This window comes from Nocardia terpenica (assembly GCF_013186535.1).
In the GTDB taxonomy this organism is placed as follows: domain Bacteria; phylum Actinomycetota; class Actinomycetes; order Mycobacteriales; family Mycobacteriaceae; genus Nocardia; species Nocardia terpenica.
The window spans coordinates 215,006-241,068 of sequence record NZ_JABMCZ010000004.1 but is presented as its reverse complement, the minus strand read 5'-3'; the positions used below and the strand labels follow the sequence as shown (position 1 = coordinate 241,068).

The 26,063-nt window shown below is 70.7% G+C and carries 27 protein-coding genes; 16 read left to right on the top strand and 11 right to left on the bottom strand.

Annotation, left to right across the window (positions count from 1 at the left end; all coding sequences use genetic code 11):
- Positions 1-9: 9 nt before the first annotated feature.
- The 3 genes from HPY32_RS33900 to HPY32_RS33890 are packed head-to-tail and all read right to left on the bottom strand — an operon-like array spanning position 10 to position 1,997.
- Positions 10-660, bottom strand: coding sequence for an urease accessory protein UreD (locus tag HPY32_RS33900; protein WP_171983199.1), 651 nt, complete (start codon positions 658-660; stop codon positions 10-12).
- A complete protein-coding gene (gene ureG, locus HPY32_RS33895) occupies positions 650-1,351 on the bottom strand; it encodes an urease accessory protein UreG (RefSeq protein ID WP_067589791.1) in 702 nt (233 codons plus the stop codon). Before ureG ends, HPY32_RS33900 begins: the two co-directional genes overlap by 11 nt.
- A gap of 16 nt (positions 1,352-1,367) precedes the next feature.
- On the bottom strand, positions 1,368-1,997 hold the full coding sequence (locus HPY32_RS33890; protein ID WP_067589794.1) for an urease accessory protein UreF: 630 nt from the start codon (positions 1,995-1,997) through the stop codon (positions 1,368-1,370).
- 130 nt (positions 1,998-2,127) lie between these two features.
- Here HPY32_RS33890 and HPY32_RS33885 point away from each other — a divergent pair, with 130 nt between their 5' ends.
- Complete coding sequence (locus HPY32_RS33885; RefSeq protein ID WP_067589797.1) at positions 2,128-3,105, top strand: zinc-binding dehydrogenase; 978 nt, start codon at positions 2,128-2,130, stop codon at positions 3,103-3,105.
- A 37-nt stretch (positions 3,106-3,142) separates the two neighbouring features.
- Here the strand turns inward: HPY32_RS33885 and HPY32_RS33880 are convergent, their stop codons facing one another.
- On the bottom strand, positions 3,143-4,006 hold the full coding sequence (locus tag HPY32_RS33880; protein ID WP_231951697.1) for an SDR family NAD(P)-dependent oxidoreductase: 864 nt from the start codon (positions 4,004-4,006) through the stop codon (positions 3,143-3,145).
- A gap of 110 nt (positions 4,007-4,116) precedes the next feature.
- On the opposite strand from HPY32_RS33880, the gene HPY32_RS33875 reads away from it, so the two are divergent.
- A complete protein-coding gene (locus HPY32_RS33875; protein WP_067595955.1) occupies positions 4,117-4,710 on the top strand; it encodes a TetR/AcrR family transcriptional regulator in 594 nt (197 codons plus the stop codon).
- Here the strand turns inward: HPY32_RS33875 and HPY32_RS33870 are convergent.
- Positions 4,665-6,191, bottom strand: coding sequence for an MFS transporter (locus HPY32_RS33870; protein WP_067589800.1), 1,527 nt, complete (start codon positions 6,189-6,191; stop codon positions 4,665-4,667). The two genes, HPY32_RS33875 and HPY32_RS33870, sit on opposite strands and share 46 nt — an antisense overlap.
- 92 nt (positions 6,192-6,283) lie before the next feature.
- Here HPY32_RS33870 and HPY32_RS33865 point away from each other — a divergent pair, with 92 nt between their 5' ends.
- Positions 6,284-6,940 (top strand): TetR/AcrR family transcriptional regulator, encoded by a 657-nt coding sequence (locus HPY32_RS33865; protein WP_067589803.1) that lies wholly within the window; start codon positions 6,284-6,286, stop codon positions 6,938-6,940.
- Between the two features lie 28 nt (positions 6,941-6,968).
- Here HPY32_RS33865 and HPY32_RS33860 read toward each other — a convergent pair whose 3' ends face one another.
- The 6 genes from HPY32_RS33860 to HPY32_RS33835 form a co-directional block, all read right to left on the bottom strand.
- Positions 6,969-7,631, bottom strand: a complete 663-nt coding sequence (locus tag HPY32_RS33860; protein WP_067589806.1) for an O-methyltransferase — start codon at positions 7,629-7,631, stop codon at positions 6,969-6,971.
- Positions 7,632-7,657: 26 nt separating this feature from the next.
- Positions 7,658-9,379, bottom strand: coding sequence for an urease subunit alpha (locus tag HPY32_RS33855; protein WP_067589809.1), 1,722 nt, complete (start codon positions 9,377-9,379; stop codon positions 7,658-7,660).
- Positions 9,379-9,732, bottom strand: a complete 354-nt coding sequence (locus tag HPY32_RS33850) for an urease subunit beta (RefSeq protein ID WP_067589812.1) — start codon at positions 9,730-9,732, stop codon at positions 9,379-9,381. Before HPY32_RS33850 ends, HPY32_RS33855 begins: the two co-directional genes overlap by 1 nt.
- An 11-nt stretch (positions 9,733-9,743) precedes the next feature.
- Positions 9,744-10,046, bottom strand: coding sequence for an urease subunit gamma (locus HPY32_RS33845; RefSeq protein WP_067589815.1), 303 nt, complete (start codon positions 10,044-10,046; stop codon positions 9,744-9,746).
- 75 nt (positions 10,047-10,121) lie between these two features.
- A complete protein-coding gene (locus HPY32_RS33840; RefSeq protein WP_067595956.1) occupies positions 10,122-10,526 on the bottom strand; it encodes a PaaI family thioesterase in 405 nt (134 codons plus the stop codon).
- A gap of 286 nt (positions 10,527-10,812) precedes the next feature.
- Positions 10,813-11,568: a hypothetical protein gene (locus HPY32_RS33835; RefSeq protein WP_067589818.1), complete on the bottom strand. Its 756-nt coding sequence runs from the start codon at positions 11,566-11,568 to the stop codon at positions 10,813-10,815.
- Between the two features lie 106 nt (positions 11,569-11,674).
- On the opposite strand from HPY32_RS33835, the gene HPY32_RS33830 reads away from it, so the two are divergent.
- The 13 genes from HPY32_RS33830 to HPY32_RS33770 all read left to right on the top strand — a co-directional run bounded on the left by HPY32_RS33830 (position 11,675) and on the right by HPY32_RS33770 (position 26,008).
- A complete protein-coding gene (locus HPY32_RS33830; RefSeq protein WP_067589821.1) occupies positions 11,675-12,712 on the top strand; it encodes a FecCD family ABC transporter permease in 1,038 nt (345 codons plus the stop codon).
- A complete protein-coding gene (locus tag HPY32_RS33825) occupies positions 12,709-13,791 on the top strand; it encodes a FecCD family ABC transporter permease (protein ID WP_067589824.1) in 1,083 nt (360 codons plus the stop codon). The genes HPY32_RS33830 and HPY32_RS33825 overlap by 4 nt, the downstream gene beginning before the upstream one ends.
- A 3-nt stretch (positions 13,792-13,794) precedes the next feature.
- The gene (locus HPY32_RS33820) at positions 13,795-14,637 is read left to right on the top strand and encodes an ABC transporter ATP-binding protein (RefSeq protein ID WP_067589827.1); all 843 of its coding nucleotides are present in this window, start codon (positions 13,795-13,797) and stop codon (positions 14,635-14,637) included.
- A 77-nt stretch (positions 14,638-14,714) separates the two neighbouring features.
- Positions 14,715-15,134, top strand: coding sequence for a BlaI/MecI/CopY family transcriptional regulator (locus HPY32_RS33815; RefSeq protein WP_067589833.1), 420 nt, complete (start codon positions 14,715-14,717; stop codon positions 15,132-15,134).
- Between the two features lie 85 nt (positions 15,135-15,219).
- Positions 15,220-16,173 carry a M56 family metallopeptidase gene (locus tag HPY32_RS33810; protein ID WP_067589836.1) on the top strand — a complete coding sequence of 318 codons (954 nt, stop codon included), beginning with the start codon at positions 15,220-15,222 and terminating at the stop codon, positions 16,171-16,173.
- Positions 16,166-17,476 carry a DEAD/DEAH box helicase gene (locus tag HPY32_RS33805; RefSeq protein ID WP_067589837.1) on the top strand — a complete coding sequence of 437 codons (1,311 nt, stop codon included), beginning with the start codon at positions 16,166-16,168 and terminating at the stop codon, positions 17,474-17,476. Before HPY32_RS33810 ends, HPY32_RS33805 begins: the two co-directional genes overlap by 8 nt.
- A 106-nt stretch (positions 17,477-17,582) precedes the next feature.
- Positions 17,583-18,104 (top strand): DnaJ family domain-containing protein, encoded by a 522-nt coding sequence (locus HPY32_RS33800; protein ID WP_067595957.1) that lies wholly within the window; start codon positions 17,583-17,585, stop codon positions 18,102-18,104.
- An 86-nt stretch (positions 18,105-18,190) separates the two neighbouring features.
- Positions 18,191-19,627 (top strand): GuaB1 family IMP dehydrogenase-related protein, encoded by a 1,437-nt coding sequence (locus tag HPY32_RS33795; protein ID WP_067595958.1) that lies wholly within the window; start codon positions 18,191-18,193, stop codon positions 19,625-19,627.
- A gap of 649 nt (positions 19,628-20,276) precedes the next feature.
- On the top strand, positions 20,277-21,659 hold the full coding sequence (locus tag HPY32_RS33790; protein ID WP_067595960.1) for a hemolysin family protein: 1,383 nt from the start codon (positions 20,277-20,279) through the stop codon (positions 21,657-21,659).
- Entirely contained in the window at positions 21,652-22,716 is a 1,065-nt protein-coding gene (locus tag HPY32_RS33785; RefSeq protein ID WP_067589838.1) for a hemolysin family protein, read from the top strand. The genes HPY32_RS33790 and HPY32_RS33785 overlap by 8 nt, the downstream gene beginning before the upstream one ends.
- Positions 22,713-23,600 (top strand): 3-methyladenine DNA glycosylase, encoded by an 888-nt coding sequence (locus HPY32_RS33780; RefSeq protein ID WP_156674531.1) that lies wholly within the window; start codon positions 22,713-22,715, stop codon positions 23,598-23,600. The genes HPY32_RS33785 and HPY32_RS33780 overlap by 4 nt, the downstream gene beginning before the upstream one ends.
- A gap of 186 nt (positions 23,601-23,786) precedes the next feature.
- Complete coding sequence (locus HPY32_RS33775; RefSeq protein WP_067595961.1) at positions 23,787-25,364, top strand: LVIVD repeat-containing protein; 1,578 nt, start codon at positions 23,787-23,789, stop codon at positions 25,362-25,364.
- A gap of 56 nt (positions 25,365-25,420) precedes the next feature.
- The gene (locus HPY32_RS33770) at positions 25,421-26,008 is read left to right on the top strand and encodes a DUF305 domain-containing protein (protein ID WP_082871874.1); all 588 of its coding nucleotides are present in this window, start codon (positions 25,421-25,423) and stop codon (positions 26,006-26,008) included.
- The last annotated feature ends 55 nt before the right edge of the window (positions 26,009-26,063 follow it).

The following is a 26,063-nucleotide window of genomic DNA, read 5'->3' as shown; positions in this document are numbered from 1 at the left end:
CAGTTCAGCTCACACCGAGGCACCGAGCAGCCGTCCCGTCCGGGTGAACAAGCTTCCCCCCGCTGCCAGGGGAAGTCGGGCCGAGTCCAGGCCGATTGTTTCGGGTGGGCGGTTGTCCGGGTAGCGCAGTTCGCTTTCGAGGGCGCGGGGGGCCGAGAGGGGGTCGTCGGTGGGGGTGTGCGGGCCGAGGTCCAGGCGGTGGCGGAGGAGGGGGTGGGTGGGTAGGTCGGCGGTGAGGTCGCCGCGCCAGTAGCCGGATTCTTCGCCGGTGCGGCCGATTTGGACGCGCTCGCGGAGGCGGAGGTGGGCGGATTCGGTGAGGTGGACGGTGGTTCGGGATTCGTGGTGGGCGCCGCCCGCGATGACGGTGGGTTCGGGGTCGAAGTCGAGGGCGCCCGCGATCTCGAAATGCCAGTGCGCGTGGGATTTTCGGGTGCGGCGGCCGGGGAGGGCGATGGTGGCGGCGACCGAGCGGACCGTGAGGTGGGCGCCGGGGTCGACGAGGATGGTGATGTCGAGCTCGTCGCCGCCGAGAGGGGTTGCGGCCGTGCCGATCAGGTGCACGGTCGAGCGGCCGGTGCGCCGCGCGGACAGTCCACCGGTGGCGTGGATGTCCGGCAGCGCACCGGCTTTCGCGTGGATGCGCAGCTCAGTGCGCAACGGCGGCGTCGTGGTCGGCGACCAGGCGGAGCTGCTCGCGCACCCAGGTGAGCACCGGGGTGGCGGCCGGATCGTCGGTCAGCGAGGTGAACACGAACGGGCGGCCCTCGCGGACGGCGGTCGAATCACGGTCCATCACGGCCAGATCCGCGCCGACCATGGGGGCCAGGTCGGTCTTGTTGATGACCAGCAGGTCCGAGAAGGTCACGCCCGGGCCGCCCTTGCGCGGCACCTTGTCGCCGCCGGCCACATCGACGACGAAGATCTGCACGTCGATCAGGCCGGAGGAGAAGGTCGCGGTCAGATTGTCACCGCCGGATTCGACCAGGATCAGATCCAGCGGCGGATTCGTCTCGAGCAGGTCGTCGATGGCGTCCAGGTTGGCGGTGATGTCGTCGCGGATCGCGGTGTGCGGGCAGCCGCCGGTCTGCACGGCGCTGATCCGCTCGTCCGGCAGCACCGCGTGCCGCCGCAGGAAGTCGGCGTCCTCGGTGGTGTAGATGTCGTTGGTCAGCACCGCCAGCGACAATTCGTCACGCAGTTGCCGGCACAGCGCGGCCACCAGGGCGGTCTTACCCGAACCGACCGGGCCGCCGATGCCGATCCGCAGCGGCTCGCCCGGGGTGCGCTCGCGCTTGGGGCGGTCGTGCGCGTGATCGTGCGGCTCGCCGTCGATGAGATGTGGGGGCATGGGCGAATGTCCTTTCCTACGATGCGAACAGCGGCATATCCCGCTCGACGTGCCGCTGGGCGAGCACGTCTTGCAGCGGATCCGAGAGTGCCGCAAGACCTTTCACGGCCTCGGCGGCGGTCCGGTCGCACAGCTCGGTGAGCCGGACGGTACCGGCGGCGACCGTGGCGGGGTCCAGGGCCAGCAGGCGCTGGGCGGCGGTCGCGGCCCCGGTCATGGTGGTATAGACCACGATTGCGGCGATCTGTTCCGGCGTCGCCTGCGCGACCGTGCCGACCACGCCGAAGACGGTGGACAGGTGCGGCCGCGCGCCGAGCGACCAATCCCGTTGCGGCCACACCTGTTTGGCCAATCGCAGCAGGCCCCTCCCCTGCGCCCGGGACGCGGTGCGGGCCGCGGGCGCCGGGGTGCGCGCGTCGGCCTCCGCCTCGGCGCGCACCGGGTCCAGCTCGCCGCCGCACACCGCCGCGGCCAGCGACGCCGCCACCAGCCCGGAGGTCCGGATGCGCCGCCGCAGATACGACTCCACGCTCGCCGCATCCCGCACCAGCCCGGACGCGATCGCCTCCTCGACGCCGCCGGAGTGCACGTGTCCCCCGATCGGCAGCCGCGAGTCGGCCAGCGTCATCAAGATCGCCAGGCTCATCGGCGCACTTCCGGGGCTTGCACGGTTCGATCCTAGGCGCAGCCTCCCGCTGGCCCCGCAGGTGGTCGCGTCGTCGCCCCGGTCACACTCGCTTGACCTGAACTTATATTGAGATTGCACGGTGGGTCGCATGTATGCGATTCGTCTGCACGAGTTCGGACCGGCCGGAAACCTGCGCTACGAGAGCCTCGACGATCCGGTGCCGGGTCCCGGCCGGGTGCGGATCAAGGTGGCGGCGGCCGGAGTGCATCTGGTGGACACCGCGCTGCGGGAAGGAAAGCCGGGGCCGTATCCGCGGCCGGAGTTGCCCACCGTGCCGGGGCGGGAGGTCGCCGGAACCGTCGATCGAGTGGGACCGGAGGTGGACGAGACCTGGCTCGGCACACCGGTTGTCGCGCATCTGGGCGCGGCGCCCGGCGGGTACGCGGAGCTCGTGGTGACCGAAGTCGAACGGCTGCACGAGATCTCGGCCGATCTCGACCCGGCCGAGGCGGTGGCCATGATCGGCACCGGCCGAACCACGCTGGGCATCCTGCAATTCGCCACGCTCGAGCCCGGGGCGGTGGCCATCGTGACGGCCGCGGCCGGTGGTATCGGCACCCTGCTGGTGCAATACCTGAACAATGCCGGGCTCACGGTGATCGGCCTCGCGGGCGGTCCCGCGAAAACGGAGATGGTCGCCGCCAACGGCGCCGAACTCGCCCTGGACTACCTGCGCCCCGACTGGCCCGACCGCGCCCGCGCCCGCTTCGGCGACCGCCCCGCCGCCCTGCTGTTCGACAGCGTCGGCGGCGAAACGGCCCGGACCGCAACGGATCTGCTCGCAGAGAACGGCCAGCGGCTGGTCTACGGCTGGTCCGCCGGTGCACCACTCACTTTGGACGAGGACTACCTGCGCGACCGCCGCATCACCTCCGAGGAGGTCCTCGGCCCCAAGATGCTCGACCGCGCCGGAGGCATCCGCAACCTCGAAACCCACGCCCTGAACCAATGGATCACCGGCCACCTCCGCCCCGCAATCCACCGCTTCCCCCTACCCGAAGCCGCCACCGCCCACCACGCCCTCGAAACCCGCTCCACAACAGGCAAAGTCGTCCTGATTCCGTGAATTTGCACGACCGGTGCCCGAATGACGGAAAGGTGGTTCAGCGGCGGAAGCCGCGGGACATGAAGCGGTGGGCCGGGCCTCGGGTGAGTTCGGTCCAGGCCTGGAGTGGGGCGCTCCACCAGGGGGCGATTTCCAAGGGTTTGGCGACCACCGCGTGGCATACGACGTCGGCTGCCTCGTCGGCCGTCAGGCCGGGCATGCTCCCGAAGTTGGTGGGGGCGCTCATGCGGGTGTGGACCAGGGGCATGTATACCGAGGTCGTCGTCACGTTGTCGGCGGCGATTTCGGTGGCCACGGTGCGTAACCATGTGTCGAAGGCCGCCTTCGAGGCGGTGTAGGCCGACCAGCGCGGCGTGGGCGGCATGCGCAGGCCCCAGGTGGAGATGTTGACGATGTGGCCCGCGCGGCGTTCGCGCATGGCGGGTAGCAGGGTCAGCAGCAGGCGGACGGGGCCGAGGTAGTTCACGTCGATGGTGCGGGTGAAATCGTGGAAGCGGTCGTAGGATTCGTCGAGCGCGCGCCGAATCGACCTGCCCGCGTTGTTGATCACCACATCCACGTGCCCGTGCGCGTCGAGCAGGTCGCGGCCCAGCCGGTCGGTGGCGTCCATATCGGTGAGGTCGGCGCGGTAGACGTGCGCGGTCCCGCCCTCGGCGCGGATCTCCTCCGCCACCGCCTCCAGGTCCTCCAGCGAGCGCGCCACCAGCGCCACCACCGCCCCGGCGACGCCGAGTTTGCGCACGGTGGCCTTGCCGATGCCGTGCGAGGCCCCCGTCACCAGCACCACCCGGCCGGAAACCGCCTCGCGCAGCGCCCTTTCCCGCGGCCGCGAGGTCGGATACAGCAGCCGCGTCGCCACCCGCTCGGCCAGTGGTCGGCCATTGGCTGTGGTCTCGTTCACACTTCCGACTCTAGGCGGCGGGGATGATCTCCGCTCGGGAACCCGACGACGCCCGCACCCGCGCACCGGGCGTGACCAACTCGCGTTCCGGCAGCCATACAGTAATCGGCATGGCCGAACGTTCCTACCATCACGGCGACCTGCGCGCGACGCTGCTCACCCGGGCCGAGGAGATGCTGCGGGTGTCCGGCACGAACGACATGTCGCTGCGCGAACTCGCCCGGGTGGTGGGCGTCAGCCACGCCGCGCCGCGCCGGCATTTCGCGGACAAGGCGGCGCTGCTGGAAGCCCTTGCCGCCGAGGGGTTTCGCCGCCTGGGCGCGGTGCTGACCCGGGCCGCCGAGCGCGACGACCGGAGCGTGGCGGCCACCCTCACCGATATCGGCATGGCCTACGTGCGGTTCGCCACCGCCAACCCGGCGCTGCTGGACCTGATGTTCGCCAGCAAACACCGCACCGACGCCTCCGAGGAACTGCGCCGCGCCGCCGAGGACACCTTCGCCTCGGTCGTCGCGCTGATCGCGGCCGCGCAGGAGGCCGGAGATCTGGTACCCGACGACCTCCACCGAGTCGGCACGGTACTGCTGGCGACTCTGCAGGGACTCGCGTCGCTGATCACTTCCGGCATGGTCGACACCCTCGACGACGAACTCATCGCCTACACGATCGAATCGGTGCTGACCGGTTTGACGCCCCGGACTTGATCGGCCGCCCCGGCCGTGCCCTGCCCGCGCGACCGCGCGCCCACCAGCACCGCCACCGCCATCAGCACCAGCAGCCCCGCGCCGACCGACACCGCCACGTGCATACCGGTGACGAACGACGCCCGCGCCGAATGCGCCAGCGCCGCATCGCCGCCCGCGCGCACGACGGTCTCGCCGAGCGTGGCCGCGAAATCGCCGCCGGACCGGAACACCAGGGCCGCCAGCGACCCCAGCAGCGACAGGCCCAGCGCATTGCCGAGTTCGAAACTGGTCTCGGAGATGCCGACCGCGGAACCGGCCCGCTCCGCCGGAACCGACGACACCGCCACCTCCGACACCATCGTGAACACGATGCCGTATCCGATGCCCGACACCGTGGAACCCGCGACATACCAGGCGATTCCGGCGTCCACGCCGATGCCGAGGATCATCAGGTTGCCGATCGCGGCCGCGCTCAGGGCGAGCACGAACGACGCCCGGGTGCCCAGTCGGCGCGCGATCCGCGCGCCGCTCATCGAGAACACGAACACCACCGCCGCCGCCGGAATGCTCAGCAGCGCCGCGGCGAGCGCGTCGCGCCCGGCCACCGACTGCAGATAGATACTGGTCAGATAGCTCATCCCGGCCAGCGACATCATGCCGATGGTGGACGAGCCGATGGCGATCGAGAAATACCCGCGCCGGAACAGCTTCAGATCCAGCAGCGGATCGGCCAGCTGCCGCTGCCGCCGCACGAACAACACCAGCACGACGATGCCGACCACACCGGCCACCACCACCAGCGCGTCGAAGCCCTCGGCCGCGGCCTGTTTCACCGCGTACACCAGCGGCAGGATGCCGCCGATCGACATGGCCACGCTGAGCAGATCCAGCGGCCCGCGCCCCGTGCTGCGATGCTCCGGCAGCACGAACGGACCCATCGCCAGCAGAATCACCAGCACCGGGATATTGATCAGGAAGACCGAACCCCACCAGAAGTTGTGCAGCAGCAGGCCGCCGATGACCGGGCCCACCGCCGACCCGCCCGCGAAGAACGCCGTCCACACGCCGATGGCGGTGCCGCGCACCCGCGGATCCGGGAACAGGCTGGAGATGAGCGCCAGGCTCGACGGCAGCAGCGTCGCGCCGCCCATGCCCATCAGCGCCCGGGCGGCGATCAGCACCCCGGCGCTCGGCGCGAACGCCGCCAGCACCGAGGCCAGGCCGAACACCGACGCGCCCACCAGCAGGATATTGCGGCGGCCGATGCGATCGCCCAGGTTGCCCATGGTGATCAGCAATCCGGCGATCATGAAGCCGTAGATGTCGAGGATCCAGAGCTGCTGGGCGGCCGAGGGATCCAGTTCGGCGGTGAGCGTCGGCATGGCCAGGAACAACACCGACATATCCATCGACACCAGCAGCACCGGCAGGATCAACACCGCCAGGCCCAGCCACGCGGCGCGCGAGGTCACGGGTGTGCGGGTATCGAGGTCGGTCATCACCTATCCTTTTCCGAGCAGTGCGTACAACGTACGCGGGCAGATCGGGTACAGCGTACGCACCCGGTCGCGAAAATGAAAGCGAGTTATCGATGACGGAGCCGAAGCTCACCCGTGCCGCCATCGTCGACGCGGCCATCGGGCTCGCCGACGAGGCGGGCCTGGAGGCGCTGTCGATGCGGCGAATCGCCGAGCGGCTGGGGGTGGGCGCGATGTCGCTGTACCGGCACGTCCCGAACAAGGACACGCTGCTGGCGGAGATGACCGACGAGGTGGCCCGGCGCAACCCCTATCCGGACCCGCGGCCCGGCTGGACCTGGCGGGACCGGGTCACCATCGCGGCCGATATCGATTGGCGCCTGTACCAGGAACATCCGTGGGTGCTGTTCACCTTCGCGGTGCCGCGCTACAACTTCGGCAGGCACAGCATGACCTGCCTGGCCTGGCTGGTGGAGGGCTTCACCGAGCTGACCGACGACCGGCGCGAGGCCACCCGGATGTCGCTGTCGGTGTGGAGCTACATCTCCGGCATCGCGCTGCAACAGGTCAGTGCCACGCTGCTGGCCAAGCGCGACAGCGAGGAGGAGATCTCCGGAATGGCCGCGCTGCTGGAGGGCGCGCCGCTGTGGCCGTCCCCGCCCGCGCTGGCGCCGCTGGAGGGCACCGGCCGGGGCGATCTGCTGAATCCGGAGCGGATGCTGCGGTCCGGACTGGATGCGCTGTGCGACGGTTTCGCGGCGCGGCGGTGACCTCGCCCGCGCGGCGCGCCCGGGGTCGTCAGTCCACGACGAGGGCGTAGACGAAGCCGTCCCAGCCCTTGGCGCCGACGGTCTGCAGGACGGTGCCGTCCAATCGCGGCTCGGCGGCGACGAATTCGATGACCTCGCGGCTGCCGCGCACGGACGCGTCGTCGGGGTCGCCGTCGACCAGGCCGCCGCGGCGGACCACGTTGTCCACCACGATCACCGAGCCGGGCCGGGTCAGCCGCAGCGCCCAGCGCACGTACTCGGTGTTGTTGGCCTTGTCGGCGTCGACGAAGACCAGGTCGAACGGCTCGGGATGCTCCTGCGCCAGCACCGGCAGCGTGTCCAGCGCCGCGCCGACCCGGATGTCCACCCGATCGCCGACGCCCTTGCGGTCCAGGTTCTCCCGGGCCACCCGCGCATGCTCCGGGTCGAATTCCAGGGTGACGACCCGGCCCTGCGGGCCGACCGCACGCGCCAGCCACAGCGCGCTGTAGCCGCCGAGGGTGCCGATCTCCAGCGCCCGCCCCGCGTGCAGCGACCGCGCGATCAGGTGCAGGAATTTGCCCTGCGGCGGGGAGACGTCGATGGCAGGGAGCCCGGCCGCCGAATTCGCTTGTTCCACATCCTGATCCCCGTGGCCGATGAGGGTGTCCACGAGGTAGCGATCCACGTCGCTCCAGTCCGCTTTCGTCATACCGGCCAGTCTGCCACCGCAGCGGATCAGAACAGGAAGTAGCGCTGCGCCATCGGCAGTTCCACCGCCGGGTCCTCCGCCCACACCTCGCCGTCGACGCGGACGGTGAAGGTGTCGGGGTCGACCTCGATGCGCGGCATGGCGTCGTTGTGCGGCAGGTCGGCCTTGGTGCGCCCGCGCACGTTCGCGACCGGCGCCAGTCTCCGGTTCACCCGCAGCCGTTCCGCCAGCCCGGCCTCCACGGCCTGTTCGGACACGAAGTGCAGCGACGCGCCCGCCGCCACGGTCGGCGCCGCCCCGAACATGGGCCGCGGCCGCACCGGCTGCGGTGTCGGGATCGAGGCGTTGGCATCGCCCATGGCCGCCCACGCGATCGCGCCGCCCTTGAGCACCGCGTGCGGCCGCACCCCGAAGAACGCCGGTTCCCACAGCACCAGGTCGGCCAGCTTGCCCACCTCGACCGAGCCGATCTCGTGATCGAGGCCGTGCGTAATCGCCGGGCAGATGGTGTATTTCGCGACGTAGCGCCGGACCCGGTGGTTGTCGGCGGCCCCGTCGCCGGGCAGCGCGCCGCGGCGGCGCTTCATCACGTGCGCGCTCTGCCAGGTGCGCAGCACCACCTCGCCGATGCGGCCCATCGCCTGCGCGTCGGAGCCGATCATCGAGATCGCGCCGAGATCGTGCAGCAGGTCCTCGGCGGCGATGGTGGAGGGCCGAATCCGGCTCTCCGCGAACGCCAGATCCTCCGGGATCGCCGGATTCAGGTGATGGCACACCATGAGCATGTCCAGATGCTCGTCGAGGGTGTTGACGGTGTGCGGCCGGGTCGGGTTGGTGGAGCTGGGCATCACGTTGGGATGCGCCGCGACGGTGATGATGTCGGGCGCGTGCCCGCCGCCCGCGCCCTCGGTGTGATACGAGTGGATGGCGCGGCCCGCGATGGCGGCCAGCGTGTCCTCCACGAATCCGGCCTCGTTCAACGTGTCCGAGTGCAGCGCTACCTGCACGCCCGCCGCGTCCGCCACGGTCAGGCAGGCGTCGATGGCCGCGGGCGTGGTGCCCCAGTCCTCGTGCAGCTTGAAACCGCCCGCGCCGCCGCGCAATTGCTCCCACAGCGCCTCGGGCCGCACGGTATTGCCCTTGCCCAGCAGCAGGATGTTCACCGGCCAGCCGTCGGTGGCCTCGAGCATCCGGCCCAGATGCCAGGCGCCCGGGGTGACGGTGGTGGCCTTGCTGCCCTCGGCCGGTCCGGTGCCGCCGCCGATCAGCGTGGTGATGCCGTTGCCCAGCGCCTCGTCCAGCAGCTGCGGGCAGATGAAGTGCACGTGGCAGTCGATGCCGCCCGCGGTGACGATGCGGCCGTTGCCCGCGATGATCTCGGTCGAGGGCCCCACCACCAGCCGCGGATGCACCCCGTCCATGATGTCCGGGTTGCCCGCCTTGCCGATCGCGCAGATGCGGCCGTCGCGAATGCCGATGTCGGCCTTGATGATTCCCCAGTGGTCCACGATCACCGCGCCGGTGATGACGGTGTCGGGCGTGCCCTCGGCGCGGGTGGCGCGGGCCTGACCCATGGATTCGCGCAGCACCTTGCCGCCGCCGAAGACGGCCTCGTCACCGGCGAGACCCGGTCCGCCGCTGCGATCCTCGGTGATCTCGATGAGTAGATCGGTGTCCGCCAACCGGATTCGGTCCCCGGTGGTGGGCCCGAACAGCTCGGCGTAGCGGGGGCGGGAGAGTTCGGCCATCAGGCGTCCAGCTTTCCGGGGGCGTCGAGTGAGATGCCGTGCACCTCGCGGGCGCCGCGCAGCGGGATCAGCGAAACCCGCTGCCCCAGGCCCGGTTCGAAGCGCACCGCGGTACCGGCGGGAATGTCGAGGCGGCGGCCGCGGGCGGCGGCGCGGTCGAACTCCAGGGCCGCGTTCGCCTGCGGGAAGTGCACGTGGCTGCCGACCTGCACCGGCCGGTCACCGGTATTCACCACGTCCAGTTCGATGCGGTCGGCGCCCGGGTTGATCTCGATCGGGTCTGCGGCATAGAGGAATTCGCCCGGCACCGGCCGCGCGAAAATGTCTGATTTAACCGAATCTTCATGTAGCATGGTCGCGTACCTCAGCCGATGGGGTGGTGGACGGTCACCAGCTTGGTGCCATCCGGGAAGGTCGCCTCCACCTGCACGTCGTGAATCATCTCCGGGACACCGTCCATGACGTCCGCGCGGGTGAGAACCGTTCGGCCCGAGGCCATCAGCTCGGCCACGGTGCGACCGTCGCGGGCGCCCTCGAGCACGTGATCGGTGATGATCGCGACCGCCTCGGGGTGATTGAGCCTCAGGCCGCGGGCTTTTCGGCGCCGGGCCAGCTCGGCCGCGTAGCTGAGCATCAGCCGTTCCTGCTCATGCGGCGACAATCGCATGCATGCTCCTCCGCGAATCGATAGCCGGGGATGGGGGAATTCTGGCACGGCCGCACGCGGGCGCCGTGGCGAAACTCAGCTGTCGGCAGCGAGATTCTGCAACCGCACCTGGCCGCGGGCGACCGCGCGGTCCTGCTCGTCGACGATGACGACCTGCCACAGCTGCTGCGACCGGCCGCGATGAATCGGCGTGGCCTCGCCGCGCAACACACCCTCGCGCACCGCGCGCAGGAAGTCGGTGATGTTGTTCACGCCGACCACGGTGCCGCGCTCGCCGTACCAGACGCCCGCGGCGACGCTGGCCAGGGTTTCGATGACGGTGCAGTACACGCCGCCGTTGACGATTCCGGCGGGCTGGAACAGTTGCGGCGAGACCACCCATTCACCGACGACCCGATCGGGTCCGATCTCGGTGTACTTCAGGCCGATCAGATCCGAGAAGGTGCCTTCGCTGAAGCGGGTCATCATCTCGGGAGTCATATCCGCGAGCGAACGAACCTCGGGCTCATCGTGCTGTGCCATAGGAAAACATTTACACAAGGCAACTACCAGCCGGTTGGCGGGTGTGCCGATCGGCCGGGTGAACCACGGAACCGATTGCCGCCCAGGGATATCGAACGAAGCGGCGGGCCCCCCGGGAGGAGGGGCCCGCCGCGGCAGAGGATCGGGGGTCGCTGCAGCCCTCAGCGACACTCACGCGATCCGAACGCCGCAGTCAGTGTAGGTCAGGCTTACCTAACAAAGCAAGAGGCACGCGGGGTCGCGGCTATCGGGACTGCACGAGCACCAGGCGGTTGGCAACCCGGCGCGTGCGATGTCCCAGGCAGGTCGTGCGGCGCACCGGCAAGCCGCGCTCCTGCAGGGCCGTCAGCAGGCCCTCGCCGCGCCGCGCGCCCACCTCGGGCGAGGTGCCCGCCAGGTCCGGCACATAGGTCGCGGCGCCCATGACGGCCTCGCCGACCAGCTCCCAGAACCGGCCCGGATCCAGCCCGGCGTGCCGGGCGAGGCTCTGCTGCACCATTGTCAGCGAGGCGTCGCAGCGATGGGCCAGCCAGACGAACATCGCCCGTTCGCACGGCAGCGCCACCACGCCGGGCTCCCCCGCCGCCGCGTCGCCGTCGACGACGCGAATCGTGGTGTCCGACAACCCCGCCCAGTCGACGCCGCCGTCGTTGTCGGTGTGCAGCCACAGGTTCTCCAGCCCGGGATCCCAGGCGCGGCCCTCGGCCACCAGCAGCGCGGTGACCCGGCCGATCACGCCGTGCACCAGCGCCGTGGCCACCACCTCGGCCGCGATGTCGGCGCTGATCATCTCCGCGGCGTGCCGGTGATACATGAGCTCGATGCGGCCCTCGCGGTTCCCGTCGGCCAATCGCCACCAGCGGCGCCGGGCCTGTTCGGCGATCGCCGCCACGGCGTACACCCGCGGATGTTCCGGCTGCAGCGAGCGCAGTCGCGCACAGGCCCGCCCGAACACCGCCTCGGAGCGAGTGGTCGGGCGAGCGGTCATCGGTTCGTACATCGAACCTCCTCTGTCGATTGGCGGTGCGGGCCGAAACGGAAGATAGGTTAGGCTTACCAGACTCGCCGAGCAATGAAAGTAATCACGTCAGGAGTTATTCGTCGCCGTGCCCGCTGAAGTCACCCGTAAACGGCATCGTGCGGCCGGTCTGCTCGTTCTGTCCGGATTACTGCTGGTCGCGGCCGTCGCGGGGATCGCGATCGGCGCGCGATCGCTGTCGCCGGGCGACGTGTTGCACACCCTGGCGTGTCCGGGCGGCTGGCCGCTGAGCTGCCCGGCCCGCACGCCCGCCGATCAGATCGTGCGCGAATTGCGGCTGCCGCGAACCGGACTCGCCGTGGTGACCGGGCTGGCGCTCGGCATGGCGGGCGCGCTCATGCAGGGCTACACCCGCAATCCGCTGGCCGACTCCGGGCTGCTGGGCCTCAATGCCGGGGCCGCCTTCCTGGCCGCGCTGAGCATCCACTTCCTCGCGCTGACGCGACCCGAGCAGTACATCTGGTTCGCGTTCGCCGGGGCGCTGGTCGCGGGCCTGGTGGTGTTCGGTGTCTCGGCGCTGGGCGGCGCCACCGCGAGCCCGCTGAGCCTGGTGCTCGCGGGCGCGGCGGTCACCGCGTTCCTGCAGGCGCTCACCAATACCGTCGTCCTGCTCGATCCCGCGTCCATGGACACCTACCGGTTCTGGATCATCGGCTCGATCTCCGGCCACGACGCGACCGTGCTGCGGCAGGTGCTGCCGTTCATCGCGCTCGGCGCCGTGCTGGCCTGCTGTGCCGCACCGGGTTTGAACGCCCTGAGCCTGGGCGAGGACGTGGCGCGCGGACTGGGCGTGCACATCGGCCGCAACCGCGCCCTCGGCCTGGCCGCGGTCGTGCTGCTCACCGGCGCCGCCACCGCCGCCGTCGGCCCCCTCGCCTTCCTCGGCCTGCTGGTCCCCCACCTGGCCCGCATGCTCACCGGCCCCGATCACCGCTGGCTGCTTCCCTATTCGGCCCTGCTCGGCGCGTTGGTGCTGCTGGTGGCCGACATCATCGGCCGAGTCCTCGCCCGCCCCGGCGAACTCCAGGCCGGAATCATCCTGGCCGCCTTCGGCGCCCCGTGCTTCGTCTACCTGGTGCGACGGCGAAAGGCGGTGGGGCTGTGAGTGTCTCGACACTGTCGCGGGTGCGGCCCGCGGTGCGCGCCGGGCGGTTGTCCGCGGTGCTGCGAATCACCGTGCTGCTCACCGTGATCGCGCTGGCGGCCGGGGTGGTCGTGCTGTTCGCGGTGGATATCGCCATCGGCGAGTACACGATTCCGGTCGGGCGGGTGCTGGAGGTGCTGGCCGGGGGTGGGAGCCGGGCGCAGCGGTTCATCGTCGTCGACTCGCGGCTGCCGCGGGCGGTGACGGCCGTGGTGGCGGGGGGCGCGCTGGGCACCGCGGGCGCGGTGACCCAGTCGATTCTGCGGAATCCGCTGGCCAGTCCGGATGTGCTGGGCATCACCTCGGGGGCGAGCCTCGCCGCGGTGGCCGTGCTCGCCGGAACCGGTGGCGCGACAACGGGTGTCGCGGCCGCGCTCGGGGTGCCGCTGGCCGCGCTGGCGGGCGGGCTGGGCACCGCGGTGCTCATCTACCTGCTCGCCTGGGGTCGCACCGGCGCGGGAACGGCCGGAGTCAGCGGGCTGCGGCTGGTCCTGCTCGGCATCGGCGTCAACGCCATGCTGATCGCCGGGATCAACTGGCTGCTCACCCGCGCCAGCCTGGCCGACGCCACCCGCGCGCAGCAGTGGCTGACCGGCTCGCTCGGCGGCGCGGACTGGGGGCGGGCCGTGCCCGCGGCCCTCGGATTCGGGCTGGTGCTGGCGGTCGCCGCCGGGTCGGCGCACACGCTGGCCGCCCTGCGCTTCGGCGACGACACCGCCCGCGCGCTCGGCGTGCGCGTGCAGACCCGGCAGGCGGTGCTGATCGGCGCGGCGGTGACCGGGGCCGCGCTCGCGACCGCCGCCGTGGGACCGCTGGCCTTCGTCGGATTGGCCGCGCCGCAGATCGCGCGCCGACTGCTGCGCGCGCCCGGCGAACCGATCGTCGGGTCCGCGCTCGTCGGCGCGCTCGTGGTGATCGGCTCGGATGTGGCCGCCCGCACCGTCTTTCCCGTCGACCTGCCGGTCGGCATCGTCACCGCCGCGCTGGGCGGACCGTTCCTGCTGTTGCTGCTCGTGCGCGCGAACCGGAAGGCGACCTGAGTCATGACCGCGACCCCGCATCGGCTGCACGCCGACGACCTCACCCTCGGCTACGGCGGCCGGGTGGTGATCGACGATCTCTGTCTCGCCGTCGAACCCGGCCTGATCACCACCGTCATCGGCCCCAACGGCTGCGGCAAGTCCACGCTGCTGCGCGCGCTGGGCCGGCTGCTGCGCCCGCAGACCGGGCGAATCCTGTTGGACGGCAAGGCGATCGCCACCATGAAGACCCGCGACGTGGCGCGCGTGATCGGCCTGCTGCCGCAGACGCCGAGCGCGCCGGAGGGCCTGACCGTCGCCGATCTCGTTGCGCGCGGCCGCCATCCACACCAGTCGTGGCTGCGGCAGTGGTCCTCCGACGACGAGTCCGAGGTCGCCGCCGCCCTCGCGCAGACCGGCATCGCCGACCTCGCCGACCGCCCGCTCGAGGAACTGTCCGGCGGTCAGCGCCAGCGCGCCTGGATCTCCATGGCGCTCGCGCAGGGCACCGACATCCTGCTGCTCGACGAGCCCACCACCTATCTCGATCTGGCCCATTCGCTCGACGTGCTGGACCTGGTCGACCGCCTGCACGCCGAGCTGGGCCGGACCGTGGTGATGGTGCTGCACGATCTCAACCTCGCCATCCGCTACAGCGACCGGCTGGTCGTCATGCACGCGGGCCGCATCGTCGCCCAGGGCGCCCCGGGCGACATCATCGATGCCGAATTGTTGCGAGAGGTCTTCGGCCTGCGCGCCGAACTGCACGACGATCCCGTCTCCGGCCGCCCGATGATCGTCCCGATCGGCACCCGGCACGTACGCGCTACGATCGGCGGCCCGAATCCGTGCCCCACCTCGCTATGAAATATCCCACACAGCTACCGACCGGTTACGACGACCTGTAGTACGCATTTGTGTCGTTGCCTCCGTAAGCTTGAGGGATGGCAGGTCTTGGTGAACTCGAGAAAGCGGTCATGGACCAGTTGTGGTCGGCCGATGAGCCACAGACGGTCCGGCAGGTTCACGAGGCCCTCGCAGCGCGGCGCGAACTCGCGTACACCACGGTGATGACCGTTCTGCAGCGGCTGGCGAAGAAAAACCTGGTCGTGCAGCAGCGCGATGATCGCGCGCATCGCTACGCGCCCGTGCACACCCGCGACGAACTCGTCGCCAGTCTCATGGTCGACGCGCTGCAACAGGCCGACGAGGTCGGCAGTCGCCGAGCGGCGCTGGTGCACTTCGTCGAAGCGGTCGGTAAGGACGAGGCTGCCGCGCTGCGGGAGGCACTCGCTAAGCTCGAAGAAGCCGAGGCCGCGCGCAACGCGCCCGACGACGACACGGGAGCCGCCCCACCGCAGTAGATTCTGCGATGTCCCGTGGGAGCCGCCGGACCGCAACAGCGCCGCGATCTCGGGCACCCTGGCCCCACAACGCAGTGAGCTGAGCATGAATGCAACCGCGCCGGTATTCGCCGGTCTCGCTTTGCTTCTCGCGGGACCGGTCCCGGCCCTGCTCAGTCGAGCCACCTGGCCGTACCGGACCCCGCGGGCGGCCCTGGTGCTGTGGCAGGCGGTCGCCCTGGCCGCCGTGCTCAGCGCCTTCGGCTCCGGTCTGGCGATCGCGAGCCTGCTGCTGGTCCCCGGCCCCGACGGCCGCCCCACCACCTCCCCCACGCAGGAGATCCACGCGCTGGGGCTGCCGCTGTGGCTGGCGTATGTGGTCGTGTTCGCGCTCACCCTGCTGGTCGGCGCGCGGCTGATCTACGCCGTGGTCCGGGTCGGCGTGCACACCCGCCGCCGCCGGGCGCGCCATCGCATGCTGGTCGACCTGCTCGATCAGGGCGGCGGCGACTACCCGCACGCCGATACCAAGGCCCCCGACATCCGGGTGCTCGGCGCGACCGAGCCCATCGCCTACTGCCTGCCGGGCCTGCGGCGGCGAGTGGTGTTGAGCCAGGGCACCTTCGCCAGCCTGTCCGAGTCGGAGCTCACGGCGATCGTGAGCCACGAGCGGTCGCATCTGCGGGCCCGCCACGATCTGGTGCTGGAGGCGTTCACCGCCGCCCACGAGGCGTTTCCGCGGGTGGTGCGCAGCAAGTCGGCGCTGGACTCGGTGAAACTGCTGATCGAGTTGCTCGCCGACGATTCCGCGGTGAAGGTCACCGGCCCGACGCCGCTGGCCCGCGCGCTGGTGGCGTGCTCGAATTCGACCGCGCCGCAGGGCGCGATGGCCGTCGGCGGGCCCACGACGCTGATCCGCATCCAGCGGCTGACCGGTCCGCTGGGCGATCTGCGCGTGGCCTCCGCCGCGTATGTCATGGCCGCGGCGATCCTGGTCGTGCCCACCATGGCGGTGGCGATTCCGTGGCTGGTGGAGCTGAAGCGGCTGTTCCGTGCCTGAGCCCCGCTTCGCCGACCTGGGCCTCCCGCCGATCCTCGTCCAGGCGCTGCGCCGCGCCGGGCTGGCGACCGCGTTCCCCATCCAGGCCGCGGTCATCCCCGACATTCTCGACGGACGCGACGTATTGGGCCGCGCCGCAACGGGTTCGGGCAAAACGCTGGCATTCGGACTGCCGATGCTGGTCCGGTTGCGCCGCGGGGTGTCCGCACCGGGGAAGCCGCGCGGCCTGATCCTCGCCCCGACGCGCGAGCTGGCGGTGCAGATCGAGCGGGCGCTCGACGACCCGGCGGTCGCCCTGGGTTTGCGGCTCGGCACCGCGGTCGGCGGCGTGCCGATCAAGCGGCAGACCGACCGCCTGGCCCGCGGCGTCGATCTCCTGGTCGCCACCCCCGGCCGGGTCACCGACCTGATCGCCCAGGGCGCGGTCGCCTTGGACGCCGTCCGGGTGGTCACCGTGGACGAGGCCGACCACATGGCCGAACTCGGCTTCCTCGACCAGGTCACCGCGCTGCTCGATCGGGTCCCCGCCGACAGCCAGCACCTGCTGTTCTCCGCGACTTTGGACGAGGCCGTGGATACATTGGTCCAGCGTTATCTTCGCGAACCGGTCGAGCACGCGATCGATAAGGCGGAAACCACCGGCGCACAGCCGGATTCGGCCATGTCGCACCACGTTCTGCGCATCCGCAAGACCGACAAGCGCAAGCTCGCCACCGAAATCGCCGCGCGCCGGGGCCGGACGCTGCTGTTCGTGCGGACGCAGTACGGGGCCGACAAGCTCGCCCGGCAGCTGCGCGAATCCGGTGTCCCGGCGGTGCTGCTGCACGGCGGCCGCGCCCAGAATCAGCGCTCGCGCGCGCTGGCCGCCTTCGCCGACGGGTCGGCCCCGGTGCTGGTCGCCACCGATGTCGCCGCCCGCGGCATCCACGTCGACGACATCTCCCTGGTCGTGCACGTCGATCCCCCGGCCGACCCCAAGGACTACCTGCACCGCGCGGGCCGCACCGCCCGCGCCGGAGCCACCGGCACCGTCGTCACCCTGGTCACCGACGAGGACCGCGACGCCTTCGCCGCGCTGCTGGACCGGGCGGGCATCACCTTCACCGAATCCCGGGTCCATCCCGGCGATCGCGAGCTGGTGGCGCTCACCGGCGCGCGCCCGCCCTCCGGCCGCCCGGTGCCCGATCCGGCCGCACCCCCGGTCGACGACACTCCGCACCCCCGCGACACGCCAGGAAATCGCCGCCGGAATACCCGCCCGCACACCGGGTTCCCGCGCCGCCGCAACCGTTCGGCTAATTGAGCTCGGAAGTGCCTGGGGCGCAGCCCATCCGAACAAACACCACAATCGGGTGAATCCGGGCGCGTTGGTATGCTGGCGGCAGCGTCGACTGTCGAAGGGGATGGCGATGACCGAACGCAAGCCGCCGGGTGTGAGTTACGAATTCTGGCTGGACAAGCAGATTCGCGAGGCCACCGAGCGTGGCGATTTCGACGATCTCCCCGGCAAGGGCAAACCGCTGCCGGATGCCGGGCAACCCTACCGGGAAGACTGGTGGCTCGAGAGCTACCTGCAACGTCAGGGCGTCGGCGGCGAGGGCCTGCTGCCGACCTCCCTGCTGCTGCGCCGCGACCTGGAGCGGCTGCCCGAGACCGTGCGCCGCCTCGGCACCGAATATCAGGTCCGCAGAACGGTCACCGACCTCAACACCCGCATCACCGACTGGTTGCGCATGCCGCACGGCCCCTGGGTGAACGTCGCCCCGGTCGATGTCGACGAGGTTGTCGAACAGTGGCGCAGTCGCCGCCAACCCGTGACGACGACCCCCGAAGCGGCCCGCGGGCACGCCGGATCGGGCCGCGGCGGCACCGATCGCCGGACCACGTGGTGGCGCAGCCTGTTTCGCCGCCGCCCCGAAGCGCACCCGTAGCGATCACGCATCCGGGCCGTGACCAGGACGACCGGACCGGGCCCGGGCTTTCCGCGCATCCCGGGCATTCCCCTACAATGGCCAAAGTGCAGTTTCTTCCAGGCCACACGCCGCCGTACGACCTGACCTACGACGATCTGTTCCTCGTCCCCAATCGGACGGATGTGGCGTCGCGCTTCGATGTCGACCTGTCGACCACCGACGGGACCGGCACGACCATCCCGATCGTGGTGGCCAATATGACCGCCGTCGCCGGTAAGCGCATGGCCGAGACCGTCGCCCGCCGCGGCGGCATCGTCGTCCTACCGCAGGATCTGCCGATCGCCGCGGCCGCCAAGACCATCGGCTACGTGAAGAGCCGCTCGCTCACCGCCGAGACCCCCGTCACCCTCGGCCCCGACCACTCGGTGTCCGAGGCGCTGGCGCTGATCCACAAGCGCTCGCACCGGGCCGTCGTGGTCGTCGAGGACGACCGCCCGGTCGGCGTCGTCACCGAGGCGGCCTGCGCCGACGTCGACCGTTTCGCGCGCCTGCGCACGGTCGCGGCCACCGACTACATCACCGCGCCCGCCGACACCTCGCCGCGCGACATCTTCGAACTGCTCGAATCCCGGCACGCCGACCTGGCCGTGCTGCTGGCCGCGGACGGCACCCTCGCCGGTGTCATGACCCGCACCGGCGCGGTCCGCGCGGGCATCTACACCCCGGCCGTCGACACCGCGGGCAAGCTGCGCGTCGCGGCCGCGGTCGGCATCAACGGCGACATCCCGGCCAAGGCCAAGGCGCTGGTCGACGCGGGCGCCGACGTCCTGGTGATCGATACCGCGCACGGCCACCAGGTGAAGATGCTGGAGGCGCTGCGCTCGGTCGCCGATCTGAAGCTGGGCGTGCCGCTGGCCGCGGGCAACGTGGTCTCCGCCGCCGGGACCCGCGACCTGGCCGAGGCCGGGGCCGACATCATCAAGGTCGGTGTCGGGCCGGGCGCCATGTGCACCACCCGCATGATGACCGGCGTGGGCCGTCCGCAGTTCTCCGCGGTCGCCGAATGCGCCGCCGCCGCACGGGAACTCGGCGTGCACGTGTGGGCCGACGGCGGCGTGCGGCACCCGCGCGACGTGGCGTTGGCGCTGGCCGCGGGCGCGTCGAACGTCATGATCGGCTCCTGGTTCGCGGGCACCTACGAGTCGCCCGGCGATCTGCGCACCGACCGCAACGGCACCGCCTACAAGGAGAGCTTCGGCATGGCGTCCAAGCGCGCCGTGGCCGCCCGCACCGCCTCCGACTCCGGCTTCGACCGGGCCCGCAAGGCGCTGTTCGAGGAGGGCATCTCCTCCTCCCGCATGCGCCTGGACCCCGAGCGCCCCGGCGTCGAGGACCTCATCGACCACATCTGCTCCGGCGTCCGCAGCGCCTGCACCTACGCCGGCGCCCGCACCCTGGCCGAACTGCACGACCGAGCCGTCCTCGGCGTCCAGTCCGCCGCCGGCTTCGCCGAGGGCCGCCCCCTGCCCTCCGGTTGGTGATCTCTCCGTAGCCCCGACGCGCTCTCCCTGCGGTTCCAGCGCGCCCGCTCACCGCGGTTCCAGCGCGCCCGCTCACCGCGGTCCCAGCGCGCCCGCTCACCGCGGTCCCAGCGCGCCCGCTCACCGCGGTCCCAGCGCGCCCGCTCACCGCGGTCCCAGCGCGCCCGCTCACCGCGGTCCCAGCGCGCCCGCTCACCGCGGTCCCAGCGCGCCCGCTCACCGCGGTCCCAGCGCGCCCGCTCACCGCGGTCTCTGCGTGCCATCTCCTCGCGGTCCTGGCGCGCCACCTCACCATGGTCCCGGCGTGCTTTTGGCCGGGACCACGGTGAGATTCCGGCCAAAAGCACGCCGGAATCACAAGGTGCACCCGGAAGGACACGACGACCGACCGGGACGAGACCGGCGCGGCGACCGTACTGTGGTCGGGGCAACCGGGGCGGGGCGGCGTGGAGCCGGTAGCATGAGAATTGCCTTGTTCGGGAGCTCGGCTTCCGGGGTGGGCACTCATACGAATCCGTACGCACTGCGAAAGGAACCAGTTGTCACCCGCGTCCGAGGGCGCCACACAGGAGGGCTCCTCTACCGAGCCGGGTGACCAACCCGGCGCCTCCGACCTCGCAGACCCCCTCCAACCGGGACGGTGCTGACGGTGTCGGTCGTTCTCACGCTGCTCAGCCTGGTGGGGTTCGTCGCCCTCACCGCGGGCACCGCACTGTTCGTCGCCGCCGAATTCTCGCTCACCGCGCTCGAGCGCAGCACCGTCGAGGCGCATGCGCGCGACGGTGACCGGCGCGCCCGGCAGGTCCGCCGCGCCCACCGCACCCTCTCGTTCCAGCTGTCCGGCGCACAGCTGGGCATCACCATCACCACCCTGGTCACCGGTTTCATCGCCGAGCCGGTGCTGGCCCGGCTGTTCGAGCCGATCTGCACCGCGATCGGATTGAGTCCCGGTGCCGCACAAGGCGTCTCGCTGGTGGCGTCGCTGGTGCTGGCCACCTCGCTGTCGATGATCTACGGCGAGCTGGTCCCCAAGAACATCGCGATCACCGCGCCGCTGGGCACCGCACGCGTGGCCGCCGTGCCGATGATCGCGTTCTCCTCGGTGTTCGGCTGGCTGATCAATTTCCTCAACGGCGTCGCGAACTGGGCGGTGCGCCACATGGGCATCGAACCCGCCGAGGAACTGCGCTCGGCGCGCTCCCCGCAGGAACTCGGCTCGCTGGTGCGCACCTCCGCCCTGCGCGGGTCGCTGGATCAGCGCACCGCGCAGGTGGTCGACCGCTCGCTGCAGTTCGGTGAGCGCAGCGCCGAGGAATTGATGACCCCGCGCGTGAAGATCGAAACCCTCGACCAGGACGACACCATCGCCGACCTCATCGCCGCCGCGGGCCGCACCGGCTTCTCCCGGTTCCCGGTCATCGACGGCGATCTCGACGACACCCTCGGCGTCGTGCACGTCAAGCAGACGTTCCTGTTCCCGGCCGGGCAGCGGCGCACCATCAGGCTGCGCGACCTCGCACACGCCGTGCCGATCGTCCCGGCCAGCCTGGACGGCGACGAGGTGCTGGAGCGGGTGCGCGCCGACGGCATGCAGGTGGCGCTCGTCGTCGACGAGTACGGCGGCACCGCGGGCATGGTCACGATGGAGGACATCATCGAGGAGATCCTCGGCGACGTGCGCGACGAGCACGACGAGGAGGAACTGGTCGTGCGCCGCACGGCCGCGGGCTGGAACTGCTCGGGTCTGCTCCGCATCGACGAGATCTCCCGCGCCACCGGTTACGACGCCCCCGAGGGCGAGTACGAGACCCTGGGCGGGCTGGTCCTCACCGAACTGGGCCGCATCCCGGACGTCGGCGACGAGATCCTGCTCCCGGAACCCGGTGCCGCACACCAGCATTCGCTGGATCCGCACGTGCGCGGCGGCTGGCTGGCCCGGGTGGAGCGGATGGACGGCCGCCGCATCGACCGGGTGCTGCTGCGCCCGGTGGACGCCGACGCCAAGTCGACCTGGGAGCTGAGCCATGGGTGACCTGTTCGGCGTGCTGCTGACGCTGATCCTGCTGGCGGGCAACGCCTTCTACGTCGCCGCCGAGTTCGCGCTCATCTCCGCCCGCCGCGATCGGCTGGAAATCCTTGCCGCCCAAGGTAAGCGGGGCGCGCACACGGTCATCCGCGCGGGCGAGCACCTGTCCATGATGCTGGCCGCCGCGCAGCTGGGCGTCACCATCTGCTCGCTGCTGCTGGGCCGCATCGGCGAACCGGCGGCGGCGCACCTGCTGCAGCGGCCGTTCGATCTGGCCGGGCTGCCGGATCAGCTGCTGCATCCGGTCTCGTTCGCGCTGTCGCTGGCGATCGTGGTCATGCTGCACATGCTGCTGGGCGAGATGATCCCGAAGAACATCGCCCTGGCCGGTCCGGAACGCGTTGCGCTGCTGCTGGTTCCGATCATGCTGGCGTGGCTGCGGCTGGCCCGCCCGCTCATCGTGTTCTACAACAAGGCCGCCAACCTGAGCCTGCGCGCGCTGCGCATCGAGCCCAAGGACGAGCTCGACGCGACGGTGTCGTCGGTGGAGCTGGCGGAGATGATCGGCGAGTCACGCTCGCAGGGCCTGCTCGACGAGGAGGAGCACCGCCGCCTCACCCAGGCGCTGGGCACCACCGACCGCATCGTCGCGGATGTGATGGTGCCGCTGGCGAAGACGCGGTCGGTGCCGCTGCGCGGCGACGGCACCACGCTCGGCGATATCGAGAACGCGGTCGCCGAGACCGGGTTCTCCCGCTATCCCGTGCGCGCCCACGACGGCTCGCTGGTCGGCTACCTGCACGTGAAGGACGTGCTGGACAAGGTCGCCGACGACGCGGCCGGACCGTCGACGCCCATCCCCCGCACCGATATCCGCCCGCTGCCGACGGTCAGCATGGGCACCACGCTGTACGAGGCGCTGGCCCGGCAGCGGCGCACCAACAGCCATCTCGGCCGGGTGATCGACAGCCGCGGCAATACCGTCGGCATCGTGGCGCTCGAGGATCTGGTGGAGGAGTTCGTGGGCACGGTGCGCGACGCCACCCACCGGATCGCGGAATGAGCAGGACGGCCACGGGAATTCGCGTGCTACCCGAGTCCGCATGGCGGGCTCGGGCGGCCGCGCATCGGGACCGGGCCGACGAGCTGGTCCGCCCGTATCTGGAGCACCGCGCCGCCGGGATGAAACACCCCGTCATCGACTTCCTGTTCACCTACTACGGCCACAAACCGGCCCAGCTGCGGCGCTGGCATCCGGGTTACGGCGTGGCCCTGGCGAATGCGACGGAGTACGCCGGATCGCGCGGCTACCACCAGGTTTCGGGACCCGCCTGGACCGCCTCCCCCGACTTCCTCTCCCGCCGCCGCGACACCATCCGCTTCGTGGCGAATCTTCTGCGCGCCACCGCATCCCGGCCGCCGCAGCTGTCCTGCTTCGGATTGCACGAGTGGGCGATGGTGTACCGGACCGACGCGGTGCGCCACGAGCAGGTGCCGCTGCGCCTGACGCCCGCCGCCACCGATGCGGTGGTGGAGTCGATGTCGTTGCGCTGCACGCATTTCGACGCGTTCCGCTTCTTCACCCCGGAGGCGGCGCCGCGCAATGCGGAACCGCTCACCCGCGACGATCAGGTGCGCCGCGAGCAGCCCGGCTGCCTGCACGCGAACATGGACCTCTACAAGTGGGGTTTCAAGCTGATCCCGCTGATCGATGCCGAACTGCTGCTGGACTGCTTCGCCCTGGCCTGCGCCGCACGCGAACTCGACATGCGGGCCAGCCCGTACGACCTGTCCGAATTCGGCTATTCCCCGGTGCCGATCGAAACCCCGGCCGGGCGAGCCGAATACGTGCGGGCGCAGGCGCAGCTGGCCGAGCGGGCCGAACCGCTGCGGGCACGGTTGCTCGGCGCGGCCGAGGCGCTGCTCGCCGTCGATCTCGCGGAGTGACCGGCCGCGGCCGGAAGTTCTCGCGGCGATCCGGCGAAATCACGCAAAGCGACCGCTTGGGATATTAGAAACTAGTTCTTTTTTCAAAATGCCCGTGCGGCAGGACCGGGGCGTTTACCGTTGCACATGTTGGCGTAACCAGCGGTACTAGCTACCGATACGGCGCAGGTGGATGGGGTGACCGCGATGGTGCGGTGGTCAGGGATTCGGCGGTCCAGGCCGATGGTGGCGGTGGCGGCCGCGCTGCTGGCGGCGGCGGTGCTGCCGGTCGGCGGCGCGTCGGCGGATCTGCAGTCCGATATCGCCACGCAGGTGCAGCAGTTCCTCGACATCGGGCGGACATCGGTGCCGCGTGCGGACTGCGGTCCGGGGTCGATGCCGGAAACCGGCCTGCAGGGCGATGTTCCGGCCGCCGATCGCGACAGTCGCCGCAGCATGCGGGGATACAGCTGCAATATGTCGTTCGTCGGCGGCTATGCCGGGCGCGGCGGCGGCATCACCTCCACCACCTACGACCACTGCTCCTACACCGGCTCGTTCTTCCCGGGCAATCTGCTCGGCCCGGCGCAGGGCGTGCAGGTCATCGATGCCGCCGATCCCGCGCATCCGGTGCTGACCGCGACGCTCACCGAACCGGCCATGCTGGCCGGGACCTGGGAGAGCCTGAAGGTGAACGAGGCGCGAAAGCTGTTGGTGGGCACCGGGGTTCCGCTCGTCGAGGGCGCGGGCTACCTGTCGGTGTACGACATCTCCGACTGCGCCCATCCGCGGCTGCTGAATCCGGGTCCGGGCTCGAATCTGGCCATGCCGCTGCCGATCACGACGCACGAGGGCGGATTCTCGCCGGACGGCCGGACCTACTGGGCCTCGGGCATCGCACCCGGTTTCGTCTCCGCGGTGGATCTGACCGATCCGGCCAACCCGCACGTGATCTGGCAGGGACTGACCGGAATCGAGGCGCACGGCTTCGGGATCAGCCCCGACGGCAATCGCATGTATCTGTCGGCGCTGGGCGGTTTCACGGTGCTCGATATCAGCGCCGTGCAGCGCCGCGACCCGAACCCGCAGGTCAACCACATCGGGCGAGTGTTCTGGACCGACGGCTGGGCGACCCAGCACAGCATTCCGGTCACCTACGGCGGCAAGCCGTATCTGTTCACCGCGGACGAGGGTGGTTCGGGCGGAGTGAAACTCGTCGACATCTCCGACGAGAACAACCCGAAGGTGGTCGACAAGATCAAGCTGGAGATCAACCTGCCCGAGCATCAGGACAGCATGCTGGCCTCGGCCATGGGCGGGTCGGTGTTCGCCTACGATTCGCACTACTGCGCGGCCGACCGGCCCGCCGATCCCACCGCGCTGGCGTGCGGGTGGGAGTCCTCGGGCATCCGGGTGTTCGATGTGCGCGACCCGTTCCACGTGCGCGAGATCGCCTACTACAACCCGCCCGCCCGCACGGGACAGAATCTGCAGCTGTGGAATTCGCCGCACGCGCTCGGCTCGCTGATCGGACCCCCTGCGATGGAGGGCTTCTCGATCGCCCGCGCCATCCTGGACGGGAAATTCGATCCGGCCCGGGCACTGTCGCCGCGCAGCGGCATGCTCGCGCTCGGCGACGTCTCGACCGACTGGTGTTTCGCGCCGCCGGAGTGGCACGGCAGCCAGCTGTGGACCACCTGTAACGACAACGGTTTCATGGTGCTACAGCTCGGCAACGACGTGTATTCGCCACCGGCGGACCAGCATTCGATCGTGGGCTCGTAGTGCGGGGGTGGGTGCGCGGCGGCGCCTATGCCGCCGCCGCGCTGATTCTGCTGGTGATGGGCGCCGCGCTGCGCCCCCTGGTGCTGCCCGAGCACGTCGCCCCGTCCCGCGTGCTCGACGATACCGAGATCGGTTTCGCCCAGGACATGACCGCGCATCACCAGCAGGCGATCCTGATGGTGGCTCGGCTCGATCCGCACGCCGACCCGGGTGTGTTACAGCTGGCGCGCCAGATCGATCAGACCCAGCGGGTGGAGATCGGCACCATGCTCGGCTGGCTCCGGTTGGCCAATGCCGCACCGACCGCCGCCCATCCGATGGCCTGGATGCACGAGGATACCCTTGCCGCCCACCATCATTCGGCCGCCACCCCCGCCCCGGCCCCCGACGCGATGCCCGGCCTGGCCACCATGGCCGAGCTCGACCGACTCTCCGCCGCCCGCGGCCGGGACGCGGAAGTCCTGTTCCTGCAACTGATGTACCGCCACCACCAGGGCGGCATCACCATGGCCCGAGCCGCCGACCACGAGATCGCCTCCGGCCCCGTGAAGGAGACCGCCCGCAGCATGATCGTCTCCCAGAGCCAGGAGTGCGGGCTGATGGCCCTCATGCTGAGTCAGCGTGGGGCACAACCACTTCCGTAGATTCCGGCCAAAAGCACGCCGGAATGACGAGCGAGCATGCCGGAATGACGAGAGC